Annotated in this window: 20 protein-coding genes and 3 tRNA genes; 16 read left to right on the plus strand and 7 right to left on the minus strand. The window is 68.5% G+C overall.

Translation table 11 applies throughout. The annotated features are described in order from the left end of the window. The first annotated feature begins 25 nt into the window (after positions 1-25). The 16 genes from A4W93_RS11720 to A4W93_RS11795 all read left to right on the plus strand — a co-directional run bounded on the left by A4W93_RS11720 (position 26) and on the right by A4W93_RS11795 (position 13,749). Positions 26-673, plus strand: a complete 648-nt coding sequence (locus tag A4W93_RS11720; RefSeq protein WP_085750775.1) for a phosphoribosylanthranilate isomerase — start codon at positions 26-28, stop codon at positions 671-673. A 17-nt stretch (positions 674-690) separates the two neighbouring features. Next, positions 691-1,959 (plus strand): tryptophan synthase subunit beta, encoded by a 1,269-nt coding sequence (trpB, locus tag A4W93_RS11725; RefSeq protein WP_085750776.1) that lies wholly within the window; start codon positions 691-693, stop codon positions 1,957-1,959. Further along, positions 1,956-2,783 (plus strand): tryptophan synthase subunit alpha, encoded by an 828-nt coding sequence (gene trpA, locus A4W93_RS11730; protein ID WP_085750777.1) that lies wholly within the window; start codon positions 1,956-1,958, stop codon positions 2,781-2,783. Before trpB ends, trpA begins: the two co-directional genes overlap by 4 nt. Beyond that, positions 2,780-3,652: an acetyl-CoA carboxylase, carboxyltransferase subunit beta gene (gene accD / locus A4W93_RS11735; RefSeq protein ID WP_085750778.1), complete on the plus strand. Its 873-nt coding sequence runs from the start codon at positions 2,780-2,782 to the stop codon at positions 3,650-3,652. The genes trpA and accD overlap by 4 nt, the downstream gene beginning before the upstream one ends. 65 nt (positions 3,653-3,717) lie before the next feature. After that, entirely contained in the window at positions 3,718-5,019 is a 1,302-nt protein-coding gene (gene folC, locus A4W93_RS11740; protein WP_085750779.1) for a bifunctional tetrahydrofolate synthase/dihydrofolate synthase, read from the plus strand. A gap of 109 nt (positions 5,020-5,128) precedes the next feature. Continuing rightward, the gene (locus tag A4W93_RS11745; protein ID WP_237357765.1) at positions 5,129-5,965 is read left to right on the plus strand and encodes an SPOR domain-containing protein; all 837 of its coding nucleotides are present in this window, start codon (positions 5,129-5,131) and stop codon (positions 5,963-5,965) included. A gap of 9 nt (positions 5,966-5,974) precedes the next feature. Further along, positions 5,975-6,463: a CvpA family protein gene (locus tag A4W93_RS11750; protein WP_085750781.1), complete on the plus strand. Its 489-nt coding sequence runs from the start codon at positions 5,975-5,977 to the stop codon at positions 6,461-6,463. Between the two features lie 36 nt (positions 6,464-6,499). Beyond that, on the plus strand, positions 6,500-8,026 hold the full coding sequence (gene purF / locus A4W93_RS11755; RefSeq protein ID WP_085750782.1) for an amidophosphoribosyltransferase: 1,527 nt from the start codon (positions 6,500-6,502) through the stop codon (positions 8,024-8,026). A 2-nt stretch (positions 8,027-8,028) separates the two neighbouring features. Further along, complete coding sequence (locus tag A4W93_RS11760) at positions 8,029-9,264, plus strand: O-succinylhomoserine sulfhydrylase (RefSeq protein WP_085750783.1); 1,236 nt, start codon at positions 8,029-8,031, stop codon at positions 9,262-9,264. After that, positions 9,261-10,673 (plus strand): glutamate--tRNA ligase, encoded by a 1,413-nt coding sequence (gene gltX / locus A4W93_RS11765; RefSeq protein ID WP_085750784.1) that lies wholly within the window; start codon positions 9,261-9,263, stop codon positions 10,671-10,673. The genes A4W93_RS11760 and gltX overlap by 4 nt, the downstream gene beginning before the upstream one ends. Positions 10,674-10,750: 77 nt before the next feature. Next, positions 10,751-10,826: transfer RNA gene (locus tag A4W93_RS11770), tRNA-Ala, on the plus strand. A 45-nt stretch (positions 10,827-10,871) separates the two neighbouring features. Continuing rightward, positions 10,872-10,947, plus strand: a tRNA-Glu gene (locus A4W93_RS11775). Between the two features lie 39 nt (positions 10,948-10,986). After that, positions 10,987-11,063, plus strand: a tRNA-Asp gene (locus A4W93_RS11780). A 199-nt stretch (positions 11,064-11,262) separates the two neighbouring features. Further along, a complete protein-coding gene (locus A4W93_RS11785) occupies positions 11,263-11,907 on the plus strand; it encodes a PEP-CTERM sorting domain-containing protein (RefSeq protein ID WP_099959894.1) in 645 nt (214 codons plus the stop codon). A 109-nt stretch (positions 11,908-12,016) separates the two neighbouring features. Continuing rightward, a complete protein-coding gene (locus A4W93_RS11790) occupies positions 12,017-12,436 on the plus strand; it encodes a hypothetical protein (protein WP_085750786.1) in 420 nt (139 codons plus the stop codon). A 77-nt stretch (positions 12,437-12,513) separates the two neighbouring features. Next, positions 12,514-13,749, plus strand: coding sequence for an MFS transporter (locus A4W93_RS11795; RefSeq protein ID WP_085750787.1), 1,236 nt, complete (start codon positions 12,514-12,516; stop codon positions 13,747-13,749). Positions 13,750-13,759: 10 nt separating this feature from the next. Here the strand turns inward: A4W93_RS11795 and A4W93_RS11800 are convergent, their stop codons facing one another. The 7 genes from A4W93_RS11800 to A4W93_RS11830 all read right to left on the minus strand — a co-directional run bounded on the left by A4W93_RS11800 (position 13,760) and on the right by A4W93_RS11830 (position 19,636). After that, positions 13,760-14,659: a sugar phosphate isomerase/epimerase family protein gene (locus A4W93_RS11800; protein WP_085750788.1), complete on the minus strand. Its 900-nt coding sequence runs from the start codon at positions 14,657-14,659 to the stop codon at positions 13,760-13,762. A 13-nt stretch (positions 14,660-14,672) separates the two neighbouring features. Then, positions 14,673-15,524, minus strand: a complete 852-nt coding sequence (locus A4W93_RS11805; RefSeq protein ID WP_085750789.1) for a VOC family protein — start codon at positions 15,522-15,524, stop codon at positions 14,673-14,675. Further along, positions 15,521-15,979 (minus strand): type II 3-dehydroquinate dehydratase, encoded by a 459-nt coding sequence (gene aroQ, locus A4W93_RS11810; RefSeq protein WP_085750790.1) that lies wholly within the window; start codon positions 15,977-15,979, stop codon positions 15,521-15,523. Before aroQ ends, A4W93_RS11805 begins: the two co-directional genes overlap by 4 nt. Positions 15,980-16,008: 29 nt before the next feature. Beyond that, the gene (locus A4W93_RS11815) at positions 16,009-17,058 is read right to left on the minus strand and encodes a Gfo/Idh/MocA family protein (RefSeq protein ID WP_085750791.1); all 1,050 of its coding nucleotides are present in this window, start codon (positions 17,056-17,058) and stop codon (positions 16,009-16,011) included. A 93-nt stretch (positions 17,059-17,151) separates the two neighbouring features. After that, positions 17,152-17,898, minus strand: a complete 747-nt coding sequence (locus A4W93_RS11820) for an ABC transporter ATP-binding protein (RefSeq protein WP_085750792.1) — start codon at positions 17,896-17,898, stop codon at positions 17,152-17,154. Between the two features lie 5 nt (positions 17,899-17,903). Then, positions 17,904-18,650, minus strand: a complete 747-nt coding sequence (locus A4W93_RS11825; RefSeq protein ID WP_085750793.1) for an ABC transporter ATP-binding protein — start codon at positions 18,648-18,650, stop codon at positions 17,904-17,906. After that, a complete protein-coding gene (locus tag A4W93_RS11830; RefSeq protein WP_085750794.1) occupies positions 18,647-19,636 on the minus strand; it encodes a branched-chain amino acid ABC transporter permease in 990 nt (329 codons plus the stop codon). The genes A4W93_RS11825 and A4W93_RS11830 overlap by 4 nt, the downstream gene beginning before the upstream one ends. Positions 19,637-19,659: the final 23 nt, after the last annotated feature.

Here is a 19,659-nt window from a genome sequence, read left to right on the forward strand (position 1 = left end):
CCTGCGCCTGCCGGCGCCCCGTGCCATGACCCGACGCACCCGAATCAAGATCTGCGGCCTCACCCGCGAAGTCGACGTCGACGCCGCCGTCGAGGCAGGTGCCGATGCCATCGGCCTCAACTTCTACGAGCGAAGCCCGCGTCATGTGAGCGTGGAGAAGGCTGCCCGGCTCGCGAGCCGGCTGCCGCCCTTCGTCACGCCGGTCGCGCTGTTCGTCAACGCCGGCGCCGCCCTCATCGAGGCGGTCACTGCCGCCATCCCGAACGCGGTGCTGCAGTTCCACGGCGACGAGCGCCCGGAGCAGTGCTGGCAGGCGGGCCGTCCCTACCTGCGGGCCGCCCGCATGTCCCCCGGCTTCGATTTGTTAAACTTCGCCCTCCAGTATCCCGACGCTCAGGCCCTGCTGCTCGACACCCACGTCGAGAGCTACGGCGGCAGCGGAAAGGCATTTGATTGGTCTCTCATTCCTCACGGCGTGTCCCGTCCGGTCGTTTTGTCTGGTGGGTTGCATGCCGAAAATGTGATCGAAGGCATCTTCAGGGTCCGGCCATGGGCCGTTGATGTGAGTTCCGGCGTCGAATCGGCAAAGGGCATCAAGGATGCCCACGCCATCCGCCGGTTCTGCGATGCGGTGCGCGAAGCCGATGCCCGGCTGGCCGCCGCGCCCAACTGAAGATTCCAAGGATTTCCATGACTTACCAGCAACCCGACGCCCGGGGGCATTTCGGCCCCTATGGCGGCACCTTCGTGGCGGAAACGCTGATCCACGCGCTTGACGAACTGAAGTCCGCGTGGGACGCGGCCCAGAAGGATCCCGACTTCCTCGCCGAGTACCGCAGCGAACTGGCCCACTTCGTGGGCCGCCCGAGCCCGATCTACCACGCCGCGCGCACCAGCCGGGAACTGGGCGGCGCCCAGATCTACCTGAAGCGCGAGGATCTGAACCACACGGGCGCGCACAAGGTCAACAACACCATCGGCCAGGCGCTGCTCGCGCGCCGCATGGGCAAGAAGCGGGTGATCGCCGAGACCGGCGCCGGCCAGCACGGCGTGGCCACGGCCACCATCTGCGCCCGCTACGGCATGGAGTGCGTGGTCTACATGGGCAGCGAGGACGTCAAGCGCCAGTCGCCCAACGTGTACCGCATGAACCTGCTGGGCGCCACCGTGGTGCCCGTGGAAAGCGGCTCCAAGACCCTGAAGGACGCGCTGAACGAAGCCATGCGCGACTGGGTCACCAACATCGAGAGCACGTTCTACATCATCGGCACGGTCGCGGGCCCGCACCCGTACCCGGCGATGGTGCGCGACTTCCAGCGGGTGATCGGCGACGAGTGCCTCGTGCAGATGCCGGCCATGCTGGGCGGCGGCAAGCAGCCCGACGCGGTCATCGCGTGCGTGGGCGGCGGCAGCAACGCCATGGGCATCTTCTACCCGTACATCGACGTCGCCGGCACGCGCCTGATCGGCGTCGAGGCGGCGGGCGAGGGCCTCGACAGCGGCAAGCACTCCGCCACGCTGATCGCCGGCTCGCCCGGCGTGCTGCACGGCAACCGCACCTACCTGCTGCAGGACGACAACGGCCAGATCACTGAGACCCACTCGATCTCGGCCGGCCTCGACTACCCCGGCGTGGGCCCCGAGCACGCGTACCTGAAGGACATCGGCCGCGCCGAGTACGTCGGCATCACCGATGCCGAGGCGCTCGCCGCGTTCCACCACCTGTGCCGCACCGAGGGCATCATCCCCGCGCTCGAGTCGTCGCACGCCTTCGCGCACGCCCTGAAGCTCGCCCACACCATGCGCCCCGACCAGAGCCTGCTCGTGAACCTGTCCGGCCGCGGCGACAAGGACATCGGCACCGTCGCCGACCTGTCCGGCGCGTCGTTCTACAACCGGCCCTCGGAAGCCGGCCGCACCGTGAAGGGCGCCGAAGCGCTCGCGAAAGGCCGCGCATGAGCCGCATCAAAGCGTGTTTCGACGCCCTCAAGGCAAAAGGCCGCAAGGCACTGATCCCCTACATCGCCGCCGGTGACCCGTTCCCCGATGCCACCGTCGAGCTGATGCTCGCGATGGCCGAGGCCGGTGCCGACGTGATCGAGCTGGGCGTGCCGTTCTCCGATCCCATGGCCGACGGTCCCGTCATCCAGCGGGCCGCCGAACGTGCGCTGTCGCACGGCATCGGCACCCCGCAGGTGCTCGCCTACGTGCGTGCCTTCCGCGAGAAGAACCAGACCACCCCGATCGTGCTGATGGGCTATGCGAACCCCATCGAACGCTACGACCAGCGCCTGGGCGCCGATGCCTTCGTGCGCGACGCGGCCGAGGCCGGCGTGGACGGCGTGCTGGTGGTCGACTATCCGCCCGAGGAATGCGAGGCCTTCGCAGCCCGTCTGGCCGCGCACCAGCTCGACCCCATCTTCCTGCTGGCCCCCACGTCCACCGAGCAGCGCATGAAGGACGTGGGCCGCATCGCCCGCGGCTATGTGTACTATGTCTCGCTGAAGGGTGTGACCGGGGCCGGGAACCTGGACACCGGCGCGGTGGCCACCATGGTGCCGCGCATCAAGGCCCACGTGGGCGTGCCGGTCGGGGTCGGTTTCGGCATCCGTGACGCCGAAACGGCCAAGGCCGTCGGCGAAGTGTCCGATGCGGTCGTGATCGGGTCGAAACTCATCCAGATTCTGGAAGTCCAAACACGCGACAATGTCGTTTCCGAGGCGGCGAAGTTCATCGCTGAAATCCGCACCGCGCTCGACACCCTGAAAGGAGTCCACCGATGAGTTGGCTTGAAAAACTGCTGCCTCCCAAGATGCAGCAGACCGACCCGAGCGAACGCCGCACGGTCCCCGAAGGTCTCTGGATCAAGTGCCCGTCCTGCGAGACGGTGCTCTACAAGAACGACCTCGAGCAGAACGTCAACGTCTGCCCGAAGTGCGGCCACCACCACCGCATCGGCGCCCGCGCGCGCCTGAACGCCTTCCTCGACGGCGAAGGCCGCTACGAGCTGGGCCAGGAAGTGGTGCCGGTCGACGCGCTGAAGTTCAAGGACAGCAAGAAGTACCCCGAGCGCCTCAAGGCCGCGATGGAAGCCACCGGCGAGACCGATGCGCTCGTCGTGATGGGCGGTGCCATCCACACCATCCCCGTGGTGGCGGCCTGCTTCGAGTTCGACTTCATGGGCGGCTCGATGGGCTCCGTGGTGGGCGAACGCTTCGTGCGAGGCGTCGAGACCGCCGTCGAGCAGAAGGTGCCCTTCATCAGCTTCACCGCCACCGGCGGCGCGCGCATGCAGGAAGGCCTGCTGAGCCTGATGCAGATGGCCAAGACCAACGCCGCGCTCACGCGCCTGGCGAAGGCGAAGCTGCCGTACGTCAGCGTGCTGACCGACCCGACGATGGGTGGCGTGTCGGCGAGCTTCGCGTTCATGGGCGACATGGTCATCGCCGAACCGAAGGCCCTGATCGGCTTCGCCGGTCCGCGCGTGATCCAGGACACCGTGCGCGAGAAGCTGCCCGAAGGCTTCCAGCGCGCCGAGTTCCTCGTGCAGAAGGGTGCCGTCGACATGATCGTCGACCGCCGGGAGCTGCGCGGCACCATCGCGCGTGCGCTCGCGATGCTGCAGCGTCAGAGCGCCGACGCGGTCGCCTGATCCTTCTCTCTCTGTTCCACCCAAGGGCGGCTTCGGCCGCCCTTGTGCTTCCCGAGTCACCCGCCATGCCGTTGCCCACCAACCTCGACGAATGGCTCGCCCACTGCGAGCGCCTGCACCCCAGCACCATCGACATGACGCTGTCGCGCATGACCGAGCTGAAGGCGCGCCTGGGGCTCGCGTTCAAGGTGCCCGTCGTCACCGTGGCCGGCACCAACGGCAAGGGCTCCACGTGCGCGATGCTGGAGGCCGTGGGCCTGCAGGCGGGCTACCGTGTGGGGCTCTACATCAAGCCGCACTTCGTGCACTTCGAGGAGCGCTGCCGCGTCAACGGCGCGATGGTGTCCGCGGCCGACCTCGTGCCGCACTTCGAGGCGGTGGAGCAGGCGAGGGGTGACATCACCCTCACGTACTTCGAGTTCACCACGCTCGCCATCATGCGTCTGCTGTCGCAGGCGGACGTCGACTTCGTCATCCTGGAAGTGGGCCTGGGCGGCCGACTGGACGCGGTCAACGTGATCGACACCGACTGCGCTGTCATCACCAGCATCGACCTCGACCACATGGATTACCTGGGGCCGGACCGCGAATCCATCGGCCGCGAGAAGGCCCAGATCATGCGCCCGGGCAAGCCGGCCATCGTGAGCGACCCGGTGCCGCCCGCGAGCCTGGCGGCTCATGCCGAGGCCATCGGGGCCGACCTGTGGCAGATCGGCCGCGATTTCAACTACGCCGGCGACAAGCAGCAGTGGGGCTGGGCGGGCCGCAGCAAGCGCTTCAACGCGCTGGCGTACCCGGCGCTGCGCGGTGCGAACCAGCTGCTGAACGCCTCCGGCATGATCGCCGTGTTCGAGGCCCTGCGCGACCGGCTCCCCGTCACGGCACAGGCGATCCGCAACGGCCTGGCCATCGTCGAACTGCCGGGCCGGTTCCAGATCATGCCGGGGCAGCCCACCGTGGTGCTCGACGTGGCGCACAACCCGCACGCGGTGGCCACGCTCGTGAACAACCTCGACAACATGCCCTTCCACCCGCGCACCCGCGTGGTGTTCGGTGCGATGAAGGACAAGGACATCGCCGCCATCCTCACGCGCATGGCGCCGGTGGTCGACGAGTGGCACTTCTGCGACCTGCCGGTGCCGCGGGCGGCCACGGCGGAAGAACTCGAGGCGCAACACGCCGGCCTCGCCCTGAAGGGGCCCGGCCCGGTTTCGGTGTTCCGTCATCCCGACCCCCGTTCCGCGCTCGTCGCGGCGCTGTCGGCATCGGACCCCGCTGATAGAATCGTGGTCTTCGGATCGTTCTACACGGTGGGTGGCGTGCTGAAGGACGGGCTGCCCCGCCTCAACGCCAAACATCTGGCCTGAACGGCGGCCGGCAACCGTGCCGGCGCCCTGATGTCTTCTCGCCTTCAGCTGCCATTCACCCACACGGGATCAACCGCGGAACCAACAGCGCATGGGATTGTTGTCATTCTTGAAGCGCCCCTCCGGTGACGCACCGAAGGCGGCTCCGTCGAAGGCGGCCCCCTCGAAGGACCCCGTCGACGCGGTCCAGCAGGCCCGCACCCGCGCCCGCCAGCGCCTGATCGGCGCGGCCGTGCTCGTGGTCGCCGGCGTGATCGGTTTCCCGATGATCTTCGCGACGCAGCCGCGCCCGCTGCCCGTCGACACCCCCATCGACATCGCCCGCCGCGATGCGTCGGTGTCCGTGGCCTCGTCCGACCGCGCGCCGGCCGCCACGGGCGGGCAGGGCGCCGTGGTCAACGAATCGGCCGCCGATGCCGGACGCGAGGTCACGCCCCCCGAGCCCGCGCCCGCGCCGGCCGAGGAAGCTCCCGCCCCGAAGCCCGAGCCGGCGCCGAAGCCGGAGCCCGAGCGCCGCCCCGAGCCGCCGAAGCCCGCACCGAAGCCGGTCGAGAAACCCGCTGAAAAGCCGGCGGAGAAACCCGCCGAGCGCAAGCCTGCAGACAAGCCCGCCGACAAGCCCAAGCCCGCGGCCGACGCCAACCGCGCCCAGGCCCTGCTCAACGGACAGGACGCGCCGAAGCGCACCGAGAGCAGCAAGCCCGCCGAGGAATCGGCTGGCCGCTTCATCGTGCAGGTGGGCGCCTTCTCGGAGATGAACGCGGCGCGTGAAGCCCGCCAGAAGGTCGAGAAGCTCGGCCTGAAGACCTACACGCAGGTGGTCGAGACCTCGTCCGGCAACCGCATCCGCGTTCGCGTGGGCCCGTTCGCGAACCGGGCCGAGGCCGACAAGGCCGCCGGCAAGATCAAGTCCGCCGGGCTCGGGTCCGCCGTCTACACGCTGTGATGGCATTGCATGGCCTGGGTCGACATGGCGTTGCTCGCGGTGCTCCTCGTGTCCATCGCGATCGGCGTGGCGCGCGGGCTCGTGTTCGAGTTGATGTCGCTCGTGGGCTGGGTGGTGGCGTACTTCGTGGCGCACTGGTTCGCGCCGGAAGTGGCGCCGCACCTGCCCGTCGGCGAGCCGGGCTCGCGGGCGAACATCGTCGCGGCCTTCGCGCTGACCTTCGTCGTGGCGCTGTTCGTGTGGGCCGTGGGCTCGCGCATCGTGCGCCTGATCATCCACGCGACCCCGCTCAGCCTCGTCGACCGCGGCCTGGGAGCGGTGTTCGGCGGGGTGCGGGGCGTGGTGGTGCTGCTGGTGCTCGTCACGCTGGTCTCGATGACGCCCGTGGCGAGTTCGCCCGAGTGGCGCGAGTCCGCCGGGGTGCCCTGGCTGCAGGCGGCCGTCACCGGCTTGAAGCCGATGCTGCCGGCCCCCATCTCGAAGTTTCTGCCGGCGTGAATCCGGCGCGTTGATTCACAAGCAAGGAATCGGTTTATGTGCGGCATCTTCGGCGTCATCTCCAAAGCGCCGGTCAATCAGTTGATCTACGACGCGCTGCTGCTGCTGCAGCACCGCGGACAGGATGCCGCCGGCATCGTCACCATGCAGGACAGCAAGTGCTACATGCACAAGGCGCGCGGCATGGTGCGCGACGTCTTCCGCACCCGCAACATGCGGGCGCTGCCCGGCAACGTGGGCCTCGGCCAGGTCCGCTACCCCACGGCCGGCAACGCCTACAGCGAGGAGGAGGCGCAGCCGTTCTACGTGAACGCGCCGTTCGGCATCGTGCTCGTGCACAACGGCAACCTGACGAACGCCCATTCGCTGAAGCAGGAGCTGGTCGACATCGACCGCCGCCACATCAACACCACCAGCGACACCGAGGTGCTGATCAACGTCGTCGCCCATGAACTGGGCGCCGCCGCGCGCGACAAGCAGCTCACGCCCGAGATCGTGTTCGACGCCGTGAGCGCCGTGCACCGTCGCCTGAAGGGCTCGTACGCCGTGGTGGCGCTGATCGCCGGCCACGGCCTGCTGGCCTTCCGCGATCCGTTCGGCATCCGCCCGCTGTGCTTCGGCGAGTCGGTGTCGGCCGATGGTGAGCGCGAGGTGGTGGTCGCCAGCGAGTCGGTGGCCATCGAGGGCACGAGCCACAACGTCACGCGCGACGTGGCGCCCGGCGAGGCCATCTTCATCGACATGGAGGGCGTGGTGCACGCCCGCCAGTGCGCCGACAGCCCGAAGCTCAACCCCTGCATGTTCGAGTACGTGTACCTCGCGCGCCCGGATTCGGTGATGGACGGCATCTCGGTGTACCAGGCCCGCCTGAACATGGGCGAGACGCTCGCCAAGCGCGTGATCTCCACCGTGCCGCCGAAGGACATCGACGTGGTGATCCCGATCCCCGAGTCGAGCCGCCCGTCGGCCATGCAGCTGGCGCAGAAGCTCGGCAAGCCGTACCGCGAGGGCTTCGTCAAGAACCGCTACGTGGGTCGCACGTTCATCATGCCGGGGCAGGGCGTCCGCAAGAAGTCCGTGCGCCAGAAGCTCAACGCCATCGGCGTCGAGTTCAAGGGCCGCAACGTGCTGCTGGTGGACGACTCCATCGTGCGCGGCACCACGTCGAAGGAAATCGTGCAGATGGCGCGTGACGCCGGCGCCCGCAAGGTCTACATGGCCTCGGCCGCGCCGCCGGTGCGTTATCCCAACGTGTACGGCATCGACATGCCCACGAGCGAGGAACTCATCGCGCACAACCGCAGCAACGAAGAGATCCGCGAGTTCATCGGCGCCGACGCGCTGATCTACCAGGACGTCGACGCGATGAAGAACGTGGTCGCCGCGCTGCGCCCGGGCCTCGACGGCTTCGAGGCCTCGTGCTTCGACGGCCACTACGTCACCGGCGACGTCTCGGTGGAAGACTTCACCAAGATGGCCGAGCAGCGCAAGGCGCAGGGCGACGAGGAAGAGTCGAACGACCGCACGCGCCTCGCGCTACAGGGCGGCACGGAGCGCGGCTGACGATGAAACGCATCCCGCGCGTCGACCTGCCCGAGGGGCTTCACCCCGACACGCTCGCGGTGCGCGAGGGCCTGCCGCGCACGCCCTGGGGCGAGAACTCGGAGGCGCTGTTCCTGACCAGCAGCTTCGTGCAGCCCGACGCGGCCACGGCCGCGGCGCGGTTCGCCAACGAGGAAGAGGCGTTCACGTACTCGCGCTTCACGAACCCCACGGTGATGATGTTCGAGCGGCGGCTGGCCGCGCTCGAAGGCACCGAGGCCGCCATCGCCACGGCCAGCGGCATGAGCGCCATCCTGCTGCTGGGCCTCGCGCTGCTGAAGGCCGGTGACCACGTCGTCTGCTCGCAGAGCGTGTTCGGCTCCACGCTCGTGCTGTTCGGCCGCGAGTTCGCGAAGTTCGGCGTCGAGGTGACCTTCGTGCCGCAGACCGATGCCGCCGCGTGGCGTGCGGCGGTCAAGCCGAACACGAAGCTGCTGTTCGCCGAGTCGCCCACGAACCCGCTCACCGAGATCTGCGACATCCGCGCACTGGCCGACATCGCCCATGCCGCCGGTGCGCTGCTCGCCGTCGACAACTGCTTCTGCTCGCCCGCGCTGCAGCGCCCGAAGGAGTTCGGCGCCGACCTGATCGTGCACTCGGGCACCAAGTACCTGGACGGGCAGGGCCGTGTGCTCGCCGGCGCGGTGTGCGGCAGCGAGTCGCTCATCAACGAGAAGTTCGTGCCGGTGATGCGCAGCGCCGGCATCTCGCTCTCGCCGTTCAACGCGTGGGTGGTGTTGAAGGGCCTCGAGACGCTGTCGATCCGCATGGAGGCGCAGGCCCGCCGCGCGCTCGAACTCGCCGCGTGGCTCGAATCGCAGCCGCAGGTCGAACGGGTGTACTACCCGGGCCTCGTCTCGCACCCGCAGCACGAACTCGCGATGGCGCAGCAGAACGGCAGCGGCGGCGCCGTCGTGTCGTTCGTCGTGCGCGGCGCGGCCGACGGCGGTGCGCCCGCCGCGCGCAAGAACGCGTTCCACGTGATCGACAGCACCCGCGTGTGCTCCATCACCGCGAACCTCGGCGACACCAAGACCACCATCACCCACCCGGCCAGCACGTCGCACGGCCGCCTGACCGAGGACCAGCGCCAGGCCGCGGGCATCGTGCAGGGCCTGATCCGCGTCGCGGTCGGCCTGGAAGACGTGCGCGACCTGAAGGCCGACCTGCAACGCGGTCTCGACACCCTGACACCATGACCCGAAAGATCCGCACCCGCATCGCCCCGTCGCCCACGGGCTTCCTGCACCTCGGCACGGCGCGCACTGCGCTGTTCTCGTGGGCGTTCGCCCGCCACTTCGGCGGCGACTTCATCCTGCGCATCGAAGACACCGACGAGGCCCGCTCCACGCAGGAGGCCGTCGACCAGATCATCGCGGCGATGAAGTGGCTCGACCTCGGCTACGACGAAGGTCCCTTCTATCAGATGCAGCGCCTCGACCGGTACCGCGAGGTGATCGCGTCGATGCTCGAGGCCGGCACCGCGTACCACTGCTACTGCACGCCCGCCGAACTCGACGAGATGCGCGAGGCGCAGCGTGCCCGCGGCGACAAGCCGCGCTACGACGGCCGCTGGCGTCCCGAGCCGGGCAAGGTGCTGCCGCCCGTGCCGGAAGGTGTGCCGCCGGTGATCCGCTTCCGCAACCCCATCGACGGCGACGTCACGTGGGACGACCTGGTCAAGGGCCCCATCACCATCAGCAACCGCGAACTCGACGACCTCGTGATCGCGCGTCCGTCGAGCGTGCCTGGCCAGGTGGGCACGCCCACGTACAACTTCTGCGTGGTGGTCGACGACCTCGACATGCAGATCACCCACGTGATCCGCGGCGACGACCACGTCAACAACACCCCGCGCCAGATCAACATCCTGCGCGCGCTCGGCGCCGAACTGCCCGTGTACGGCCACACGCCGATGATCCTCGGCCCCGATGGCGAGAAGCTGTCGAAGCGCCACGGTGCGGTGAGCGTGCTGCAGTACGAGGAGGGCGGTTACCTGCCCGCCGCGATGATCAACTACCTCTCGCGCCTGGGCTGGAGCCACGGCGACGACGAGGTGTACTCGCGCGAGCAGCTCGTGTCCTGGTTCGATGGCACGCACCTCGCGAAGAGCGCGGCGCAGTGGGACGCGGCCAAGCTCAACTGGGTCAACGGCCAGTACATCAAGGCCACGCCCGATGCGGACCTCGCGCCGCTCGTGGCCGCGCAGTTCGCGCGCCGCGGCATCGCCGCGAAGGCCGACGACCACCTTGCGCGCGTGTGCGGTCTGTTCAAGGACCGCTGCGCCACGACGGTCGAACTCGCGGACTGGGCACAGATGTACTTCGCCGACGTGAGCCCATCGGCCGAGGACCTGGCCACGCACGTGACCGATGCCGTGAAGCCGGCCCTCGCGACGCTCGCGGACAAGCTCGCCACCGTGGAGTGGAGCAAGGCCGCCATCGCTGCAGCCATCAAGGAAACGCTCGCGGCTCACTCGCTGAAGATGCCGGTGCTGGCCCACGCCGCCCGTGTTCTGGTGTGCGGCCGCGCGCAGACGCCGTCGCTCGATGCAGTGCTTGAACTGTTCGACAAAGAAAGTGCGATGAAACGCTTGCGTGCTTTCTGAAAGTCGTTCTATAATCGTATTCTCGCTTGAACAGCAAAACGAAGCAGACAGATCGAAAGATCAGAAGCAGAGTTTACGGGGGTATAGCTCAGCTGGGAGAGCGCTTGCATGGCATGCAAGAGGTCAGCGGTTCGATCCCGCTTACCTCCACCAAAAACCTTCGGGTCGCGGTGGCGCTGTTCAAGAGAAGAAGGATTTGTCCCCTTCGTCTAGAGGCCTAGGACACCACCCTTTCACGGTGGCTACAGGGGTTCGAATCCCCTAGGGGACGCCAAGTTTGATGGCGCTTGCAGAGAAATCTGGAAGCCATCATGGAGTGGTAGTTCAGTTGGTTAGAATACCGGCCTGTCACGCCGGGGGTCGCGGGTTCGAGCCCCGTCCACTCCGCCAACACGAAAGCCCTGCAAGCGAAAGCTTGCAGGGCTTTTTCGTTTTTGCCGCCCCGTTGCGGGTGGGCAAACTGAATATCCGAATCGATCGCACGAGTATCGGCAGATCCGCGGCTTACATCCCGATACCCGCAGATGCGGGATAGGTCACACTCGGCGACTGCGGCAACATCGACGCCATTCGGATATCTCCAAGAACCATGAAATCATCCACACGTGTTGCCGGCCTGGTGGCCGGATGTGCCCTGGCCCTGTCGTCGGTGGGCGCTTCGGCGGCACCGCTCGCGCTGACCTTCTCCGGTACGTTCAACACCGTGGAGAACCCGGTCTTCGGCACCGGGCTGAACTACGAGTTCTCCACCTCGTTCTTCATCGAGTCCACCGCCAACCCGGTGGACACGCTGGTCTCCGGCGGCACCACGTTCTACGGCTACGCCGCCGATGCCATCTCCGGCTTCGCGGCCACGTTCGGCAACCACACCTTCACCGAACTGCTCATCTCGACCATTGCCGACGGCCACGCGGCGGCGATCTACTTCGACTCGCCACTGTCGAGCGGCAACGTGTCCAACTTCTTCGTGCGCGCCGCCGACGGCGCCGGTTCGATCTCGCTCGGCAGCCTCGACTGCAGCGAAGGCCCGTGCGAATACACGGCCTACGGCTACGTGGTGCAGGCCACGGGGGGGGTCTCGGCCGCCTACGACACGGCACTCTCCGGAACGCCCGGTTCGCCGCCCGTGTCGGCGCCGGTGCCCGAGCCGGAAACCCTGGCGCTGATGCTCGCGGGCCTCGGCCTGGTGGGTGTGTTCGCCAACCGCCGTGCCGGGAAGTCCGCCGCGGCCTGATACCGCGTTCCGCCGTACGCCCTCCTGGCGAGGGAAAGCCTCCGGGTGTTGAAAAACGTATAAACGGTATAAACTGTTTATACGTTTCAACCACGCCCGGAGTTTTTTCATGCCCGTTGCCAAGACCGCTGCCCCCGCCCGCAAGACCGCTGCCGCGAAGAAGCCTGCCGTGAAGAAGGCGCCCGCCGCCAAGCCGGCCGCGCCCGCGAAAAAGGCCGTGGCCGCCAAGCCGGCACCGGCGAAGAAGGCCGCCGCGGCGAAGAAGCCCGCGGCCGCACCGGTTGCCGAGAAGTCCCCGAAGCCCGTGAAGCAGAAGCTCGTGCGTGACAGCTTCACGATGCCGTCGTCCGACTTCGCGCTGATCGACAGCCTGAAGGAACGTGCGCTCGGCTTCCGCCGTCCCACGAAAAAGAGCGAGCTGCTGCGCGCCGGCCTGCAGGCCCTGGCCGCACTGACCGACGCCCAGCTTCAGGCGGCCCTCGCCAGCCTCGAGCCCCTGAAGACCGGCCGCCCCCGCAAAGAAGGCTGATCCCGACCGATCCCGGCTGATCAGGAAACATCCGCCCCGGTCACCCGGGCAGGGCGTTCCGCGGCCACAATCGACGGATGGCCACCCACACCGTCGATTCCCGCTACGCCTGGTTCCGCCTGATGGTCACGCTGCTGCTGATGACCATCGGCAGCGGTTCCATGTACGTGATCGCGGTGGTGCTGCCGTCGGTGCAGGCCGAGTTCGGCGTGGCCCGCGCCGATGCATCGATGCCCTACACGCTGATGATGATCGGCTTCGGGTTCGGCGGCATGCTGATGGGGCGCCTCGCCGACCGCTTCGGCGTGATGGTGCCCGCGCTGATCGGGTCCGCCGGCCTCGGCATCGGTTTCTTCGCCGCCGCGCACACGGGGGACATCTGGGCGTTCGGCCTCGCCCACGGCCTGCTGCTCGGCATGCTGGGCAGTTCGGCCACGTTCGGCCCGCTGGTGGCCGACGCCACGCTCTGGTTCGTGCGCCGCCGCGGCATCGCCGTGGCCCTGTGCGCCAGCGGCAACTACTTCGCCGGGGCCATCTGGCCGCCGGTGGTGCAGCATTTCATCCAGACCGAAGGCTGGCGCCAGACCTACATCGGCCTCGGCATCTTCTGCGCCGTGACGATGCCCCCGCTCGCGCTGCTGCTGCGCGCCCGCCCGCCCGCCGCCGTTGCCGCGGGGCAGGGCGCCGCCGGCACGGTGGGTTCCACGCGGCCCTTCGGCATGACGATGGGCGCGGCCCAGGCGCTGCTGTGCGTGGCGGGTGTCGCGTGCTGCGTCGCGATGGCCATGCCCCAGGTGCACATCGTGGCCTACTGCGGCGATCTCGGCTACGGTGCCGCGCGTGGCGCCGAGATGCTGTCGCTGATGCTCGCCTGCGGCATCGTCAGCCGCGTGGCGTCCGGCGCCATCTGCGACCGCATCGGCGGCCTGCGCACGCTGCTGCTGGGTTCGGTGCTGCAGGGCGTGGCGCTGCTGCTGTTCCTGCCGTTCGACGGCCTCGTGTCCCTCTACGTCATCTCGGCCTTGTTCGGCCTGTTCCAGGGCGGCATCGTCCCGATGTACGCCATCATCGTGCGCGAGCATTTCCCCGCGGCCGAGGCGGGCGGACGGTTCGGCACGGTGCTGATGTGCACGCTGTTCGGCATGGCGCTCGGCGGGTGGATGTCCGGCAAGGTGTTCGACCTCACCGGGTCGTACCAGGCGGCCTTCGTCAACGGCATCCTCTGGAACGCGCTGAACCTGTCGATCGCGGTGTTCCTGCTGCTGCGGGTGCGCCGGCTCGCCCGGTCCGGGGCGATGAGGCCGGCGCCCTGACGGCGCCTGCTCAGGCGCGCGACTTCAACCGCATCTGCCCCGGCAACGGCACCGACCGCCGAAGCACCCCGTCCTGCAGCCACACGGCCGAGCGCCACGCGCGCTGCGCGACGGTGATGGGCTGCATCTGCTGGTAGTCGTCGTTGAACACCTCGAAGCTGTAGTCGCCGCGGTAGCCGAGGCGATCCAGCGCCGTCACGAAGTGCGCGAGCTGCTCGCTGTGCACCCCTTCGCCGGGGAACACGCGGAAGTGGCGCGCCGTGGTGATGCGCTCCTCCACCGAACGGATCTCCTGCCACATGAAGTCGGCCAGCTGCACGAAGAAGATGCGGTCGGGGTCGAGGTCTTCCAGCTCCTCGAGCGGCGTCTTCGTCGCGAAGGCGTGGAAGGAGTCGAGCGCGAGGCCCAGGTTGGGGGCGTCGGCGCGGCACACGAGGTCCCAGGCCTGCGGGAACTCGTTGACGGTGCGGCCCCACGACAGCCCCTCGAACGCCACCTTGATGCCGAGCGGCAGCGCGAGCATCGCGAGCTTGCGCAGGTCGCGGGCCATCGCGTCGAGGTCGGTGGTGGCGTGCGTGGAGGTGGACGAGCACACGAGCAGCAGCTTCGAGCCCACGGCCTTGCACATCTCGAGCATCGACTTGGCGACGTCGATCTTGTAGTCGTGCAGGTGGCCCGAGAGGCCCTCGAAGTCGCGCAGCACCTGGAAGCCGCTCACGCGCAGGCCGCTGTCGCGCACGAGCTTCGCGGCCGCTTCCAGGCCGCCGTCGTGGCCGGCCACGTCGCGGGCCGACAGCATCACCTGCGAGAAGCCGCCTTCACGGATGGCCTGCAGCTTCGTCGCGAGGCTGCCGGACATCGAGATGGTGTCCATGCCGAAGTCGGACACGTCGATCGGAGGTTGGGTCATGGCGGGCTCCGGGTCAGCGCTCGTCGTGCACGAGCTCGAACCACACGCCGCCCAGCCACGTCTCGGTGATCGCGCCGCGCGCGTCCGCCCCGGTGCCGTGCGAGTCGACGAACGTGACGCCGCGCTGGCGCAGCTCCGCCATCGCGGCCGGGATGTCGGCCGCGCCGATGCCCACGCGCTCGAAACGTTCGGGCGATTCGTCGTCCGGCAGGTCGGGCAGGGGTTCGATCAGCTGCACGAAGAACTTGCCGCACGGGCTGCGCAGGATGCGGCCGGCGTGCAGCACGCCGAAGTGCGTCTCGGCCGGCGTCACCTGGAAGCCGAACAGCTCGCCGTAGAACTCGATCCAGTCGTTGATGCGATCGAGGCCCACGTACTGCACCACGCCGAACCAGTGCATGCCGGCGAGCGCCGGGGGCTTCTGGTCGACGGTGGGGATGGGCACGAAGTCCACGTCGTAGATCGAGAACTCGGTGTAGCGGTCGACGAAGTAGATGCGGCTGCTGCCCACGCCATGGATGGCGGGGATGTTGAGCTCCATCACCTCGACCTTCGTGGGCACGGCCCAGCCGCCCTTGGCGATCACCTGCTGGTACGCGCGCGCCGCGTCGCGCACGCGCAGCGCGATGGCCGAGATGCAGGGCGTCTCGCCCGGCGGCTCGTGGGCGTTGACGATGACGTTCATGTCGCCCTGGCGGTACAGCAGCACCTCGCGCGAGCGGTGGCGGGCCACGGGGCGGAAGCCCATGACCTCGAGCACCTGGCCGAGGGCCTGCGGCTTGCTGGTGGCGTATTCGACGAACTCGATGCCGTCGAGCTGCAGCGGGTTCGGCGAGTCGGCGAGGGCTTCGCGGATGCTGCTCATGCGGGCCTCCCGAACTTGCGGGCCAGGCCTTCGATGGCGATGGCGTAGCCGTCGACGCCGAAGCCCACCACGATGCCGGCAGCGGCCGGCGAGATGTACGAATGGTGGCGGAACGATTCGCGGGCGTGCACGTTCGAGATGTGTGTCTCGATCACCGGCACCTCGGCGCCCTTGATGGCGTCGTGCAGCGCGACGGACGTGTGCGTGTAGGCGCCGGGGTTGAACACCACGCCCAGCACCTCGCCGGCCTTCACGCCGCGGCCGGCTTCCTGGAGGGCGTCGATCAGCACGCCTTCATGGTTGCTCTGGCGGAAGTCGATCTCGAAGCCGATCTTCGCGGCGGTGTCGCGGCAGAGCGTTTCGACGTCGGCGAGGGTGGCGGCGCCGTACACACCCGGCTCGCGCTGGCCCAGCAGGTTCAGGTTGGGTCCGTTGAGGACGAGGATCTTGCGCATCGGAAGGTCTCCTTGGGAGGGTTCGGGAGTCAGCGTACGACGACGGCGCGTTCCGTGCGCGCCGCCTCGGCAACGGCCAGCGTCACCTGCAGTGTCTTTCGGGCATCGGCCGCGGTCACGCGCGGCGTGACCTCGCCGCGGATCACCTGGCAGAAGTGGGCGAGCTGGTTGGCGAGCGGGTCCACGTCCGGCAGCGGCAGCGTCTTCGTGGTGAGCGGTGCCCACCACGAGCGCTCGCCGGCGTAGTGGCGAAGCCGCATCGTGGGCACCTCCAGCGAGCCGTTCGTGCCGGCGATCACGTAGCAGTCCTCGTCGGCGTGGTGGTCGTAGCTCTTGTTCTCGCCGGCGGTCTGCTCCCAGCTGCGCGGGCTGGCCGCGCAGTCGGACAGGATGAACGTGCCGAGCGCACCGTTGGCGAAGCGCAGGTTGATGGCGACCGTGTCCTCGACGGGGAAGCCGCGGATGGCCCTCGACGCGAAGGCCTGGACCTCGACGATGTCGCCGACGAGGGCGCGCAGGTTGTCGATCTCGTGCACGAGGTTGATCAGGATCGGGCCGCCGCCCGGCTGCGTGCGCCAGGGGCCGTCGACGAAGTACTGGTCGGGCTTGACGAAGGTGGCGCTGGCGTTGACCGACACGATGCGGCCGAGCACGCCGCTCTGCACCGTCTCCACCGCGCGTTCGAGGATCGCGCTGTGGCGGCGGTGGTGGCCCACGAGCACCGGCACCTGCGTGCGCGCCGCGGCCTCGACGAGGCGCTGGGCCTCGTCCACCGTGTCGGCGACGGGTTTCTCGACGAGCACCGGCACGCCGGCCTCCAGGCAGAGCAGGGCGCCGGGCACGTGCAGCGCATTGGGGGTCGCGAGGATCACGCCGTCGGGCTTCTCCGCGGCGAGCAGCGCGGCGAGGTCCGCGTACAGCGGCACGCCGTGTTCGGACGCGAGGGCCGCCGCGGCGGGCGACGGGTCGGCGATGGCCGCGAGGTCGCAGCCGTGGAGCAGGGCGATGCGTTGCGCGTGCGCGCGGCCGATCAGGCCGGCGCCGGCGATGGCGAGACGCAAGGGTCGGACGGTGTCCATGGAATCTCTCTCACTTTCATGGCGACCGGGCAAGGCGCTGCCCGGCCCGCCCGCGGCGGGGTGTCGTGTGGGTCGGTCGGGCGGGTGTGGCGGTCAGGCGGCGGCCGGGGCGGGCGCCGCGTGCGCGCCCCCGAGGAACAGCCGTTCGATGTTGGGATCGTTGAGGAGCTCGTCGGCGGCCTTGTGCAGCACGAGGCGGCCCGACTCGAGCGCGATGGCCTCGTCGGCCATCTTCAGCGCGCTCTTGACGTTCTGCTCGACCATCAGCACCGTGGTGCCCTGTTCGGCGAGCTTGCGCAGCAGCTTGAACACGTCGGCCACCACCATCGGGCTCAGGCCGATCGATGGTTCGTCGATCAGGATGACCTTCGGGCGCAGCAGCAGTGCGCGGCCCACCTCGAGCTGCTTCTGCTCGCCCCCCGAGAGGGACGCGGCCGCGCTGTGCAGCCGCTCCTTCACGCGTGGGAACAGGTCCAGCACCTCGGGGATGCGCTCGCGGCAGGTCTTCATGCCGAGCGTGATGCCGCCGAGCTCCAGGTTCTCCATCACGGACAGCTGGCCGAAGAGGTTGCGGCCCTGCGGCACGAAGGCCACGCCGTGTTCCACGAGCAGGCTCTTGGCGCTGGCGCCCGTGATGTCCTGCCCGTCGAGCTTGATGGAGCCGTTGCGCACCTTCAGCATGCCGAAGAGTGTCTTCAGCACGGTGGACTTGCCGGCGCCGTTCGGGCCCAGCAGCAGCGTGATCTTGCCGCGCTTGGCCTTGAAGCTCAGGTTGTTGAGGATCATGAAGTCGCCGTAGCCGGCAACCACGTCGTCGAATTCGATGGCGATCGGGTCCATGGTTCTCAGTTCCCCAGGTAGGCGTCGAGCACTTGCTTGTTCGCGCGGATCTCGGCGGGCGTGCCGATGGCCATGACCTTGCCTTCCACCATCACCATGATGCGGTGGCACAGGTCCATCACGAAGTCCATGTTGTGCTCGATCACGATGAAGCTGCCCGAGCGGGACTGGTTCAGTTCCTTGAGCAGCGTGCTGATGCCGCCCACGAGGCTCGGGTTCACGCCGGCGCACGGCTCGTCGAGCAGCACGAGGGCCGGCTCGCTCATGAAGGCCATCGCGATGTCCACCAGCTTCTGCTGGCCGTAGCTCAGCTCGCCGGCCTTCTTGTGCGCGACGTGCCGGATGCGGAACTGGTCGATCAGCGCGTCGGCCTTGGCACCCAGGCCCGAGTCGCCCGGGGCGAACATGCGGCTGAACATCGAGCCCTGGTGTTCCTGCGCGGCGACGAGCAGGTTGTCGCGCACGGACATCTTGCCGAACACCTGCAGCGTCTGGAACGTGCGGCCCACGCCGCGCCGGTTCAGCTCGAGCGGCGAGAGGCCGGTGATGTTCTGGCCGTTGAGCTCGATCGAGCCTTCGTTCGGCGTGATCTGCCCGAGCACGCTGTTGAACATCGTCGTCTTGCCCGAGCCGTTGGGCCCGATGACGCCGAAGATCTCGCCGGGCATGACCTCGAAGGAGACCCCGCCCACGGCCTGGATGGCCCCGTACGCCTTCTTCAGGCCGGTGACTTTGAGAAGCGGTGCGCTCACGATTGGACTCCCACGGCACGGGCGGCCGACTGGCGGGCCGCGGAGGCTTCACGCGCCAGGCGGCGCGCCTTGATGCGGTCGGGGATGCTCAGCAGGCCGTCGGGCAGCCACAGCATCAGCAGCACGACCATGATGCCGAACACGAACAGGTACCAGGCCTGCGCGAAGCGCAGCCACTCGGGCAGCAGCACGCCCACGGCGGCACCGAGCACCGGGCCGAAGAAGTAGCCGGGACCGCCGACCACCACCATCAGGTACATCATGATCGACGTGCCGACCGAGAACGGCGCGGGTTCGATGAACTGCACGAGGTGGGCGAACAGGGCGCCCGCGATGCCGGCATAGGTCGCGCCGATCGCGAACGACAGCAGCGTGTACGACTGCACGTTGATGCCGAGGCTCTCCGCGCGGATCGGGTTGTCGCGCAGCGCGGTGAACGCCTTGCCCCACGGCGAGCGCATCAGGCCCCACAACAGGCCGGCCAGCAGCACCGTCATGCCGAGGATGAAGTAGTAGAACGACAGGTTCTTCTCGAGGCTCAGGCCCAGCAGCGAGGGACGGCCGTAGGCACTGATGTCCATGCCGAAGGTGCCGCCGGTCAGCCACTCTTCATTGCGCATCACGAGCCACACGGCGGTGTTGAAGCCCAGGGTCGCGAACGCGAGGTAGATGGTCTGCACGCGCAGGGCCGGGAAGCCGAGGCCGATGCCGATGATGAAGCAGCCGACCGCCGCGATGGGCAGGCCCAGCCAGAAGCTGATGCCGGCCTTCGCGAGGATGGCGACGGTGTAGGCGCCGATGCCGAAGAACGCGGCGTGGCCGAGGGACTTCTGGCCGGCGTAGCCGACGGTGAGGTTCAGGCCCATCGTCGCGATGACGAACACGAGCCAGTAGCTGACGAGGTAGATGCCGTAGTTCTTGAGGAACGGCGGCACGGCGAGCAGCAGCACGAGGCCGGCGATGCCGAAGAGGGTGGAGCGGTTCATGGGGTGTGTCTCGCGAAACGTTG

Source organism: Piscinibacter gummiphilus (assembly GCF_002116905.1).
Taxonomy (GTDB): Bacteria; Pseudomonadota; Gammaproteobacteria; order Burkholderiales; family Burkholderiaceae_C; genus Rhizobacter; species Rhizobacter gummiphilus.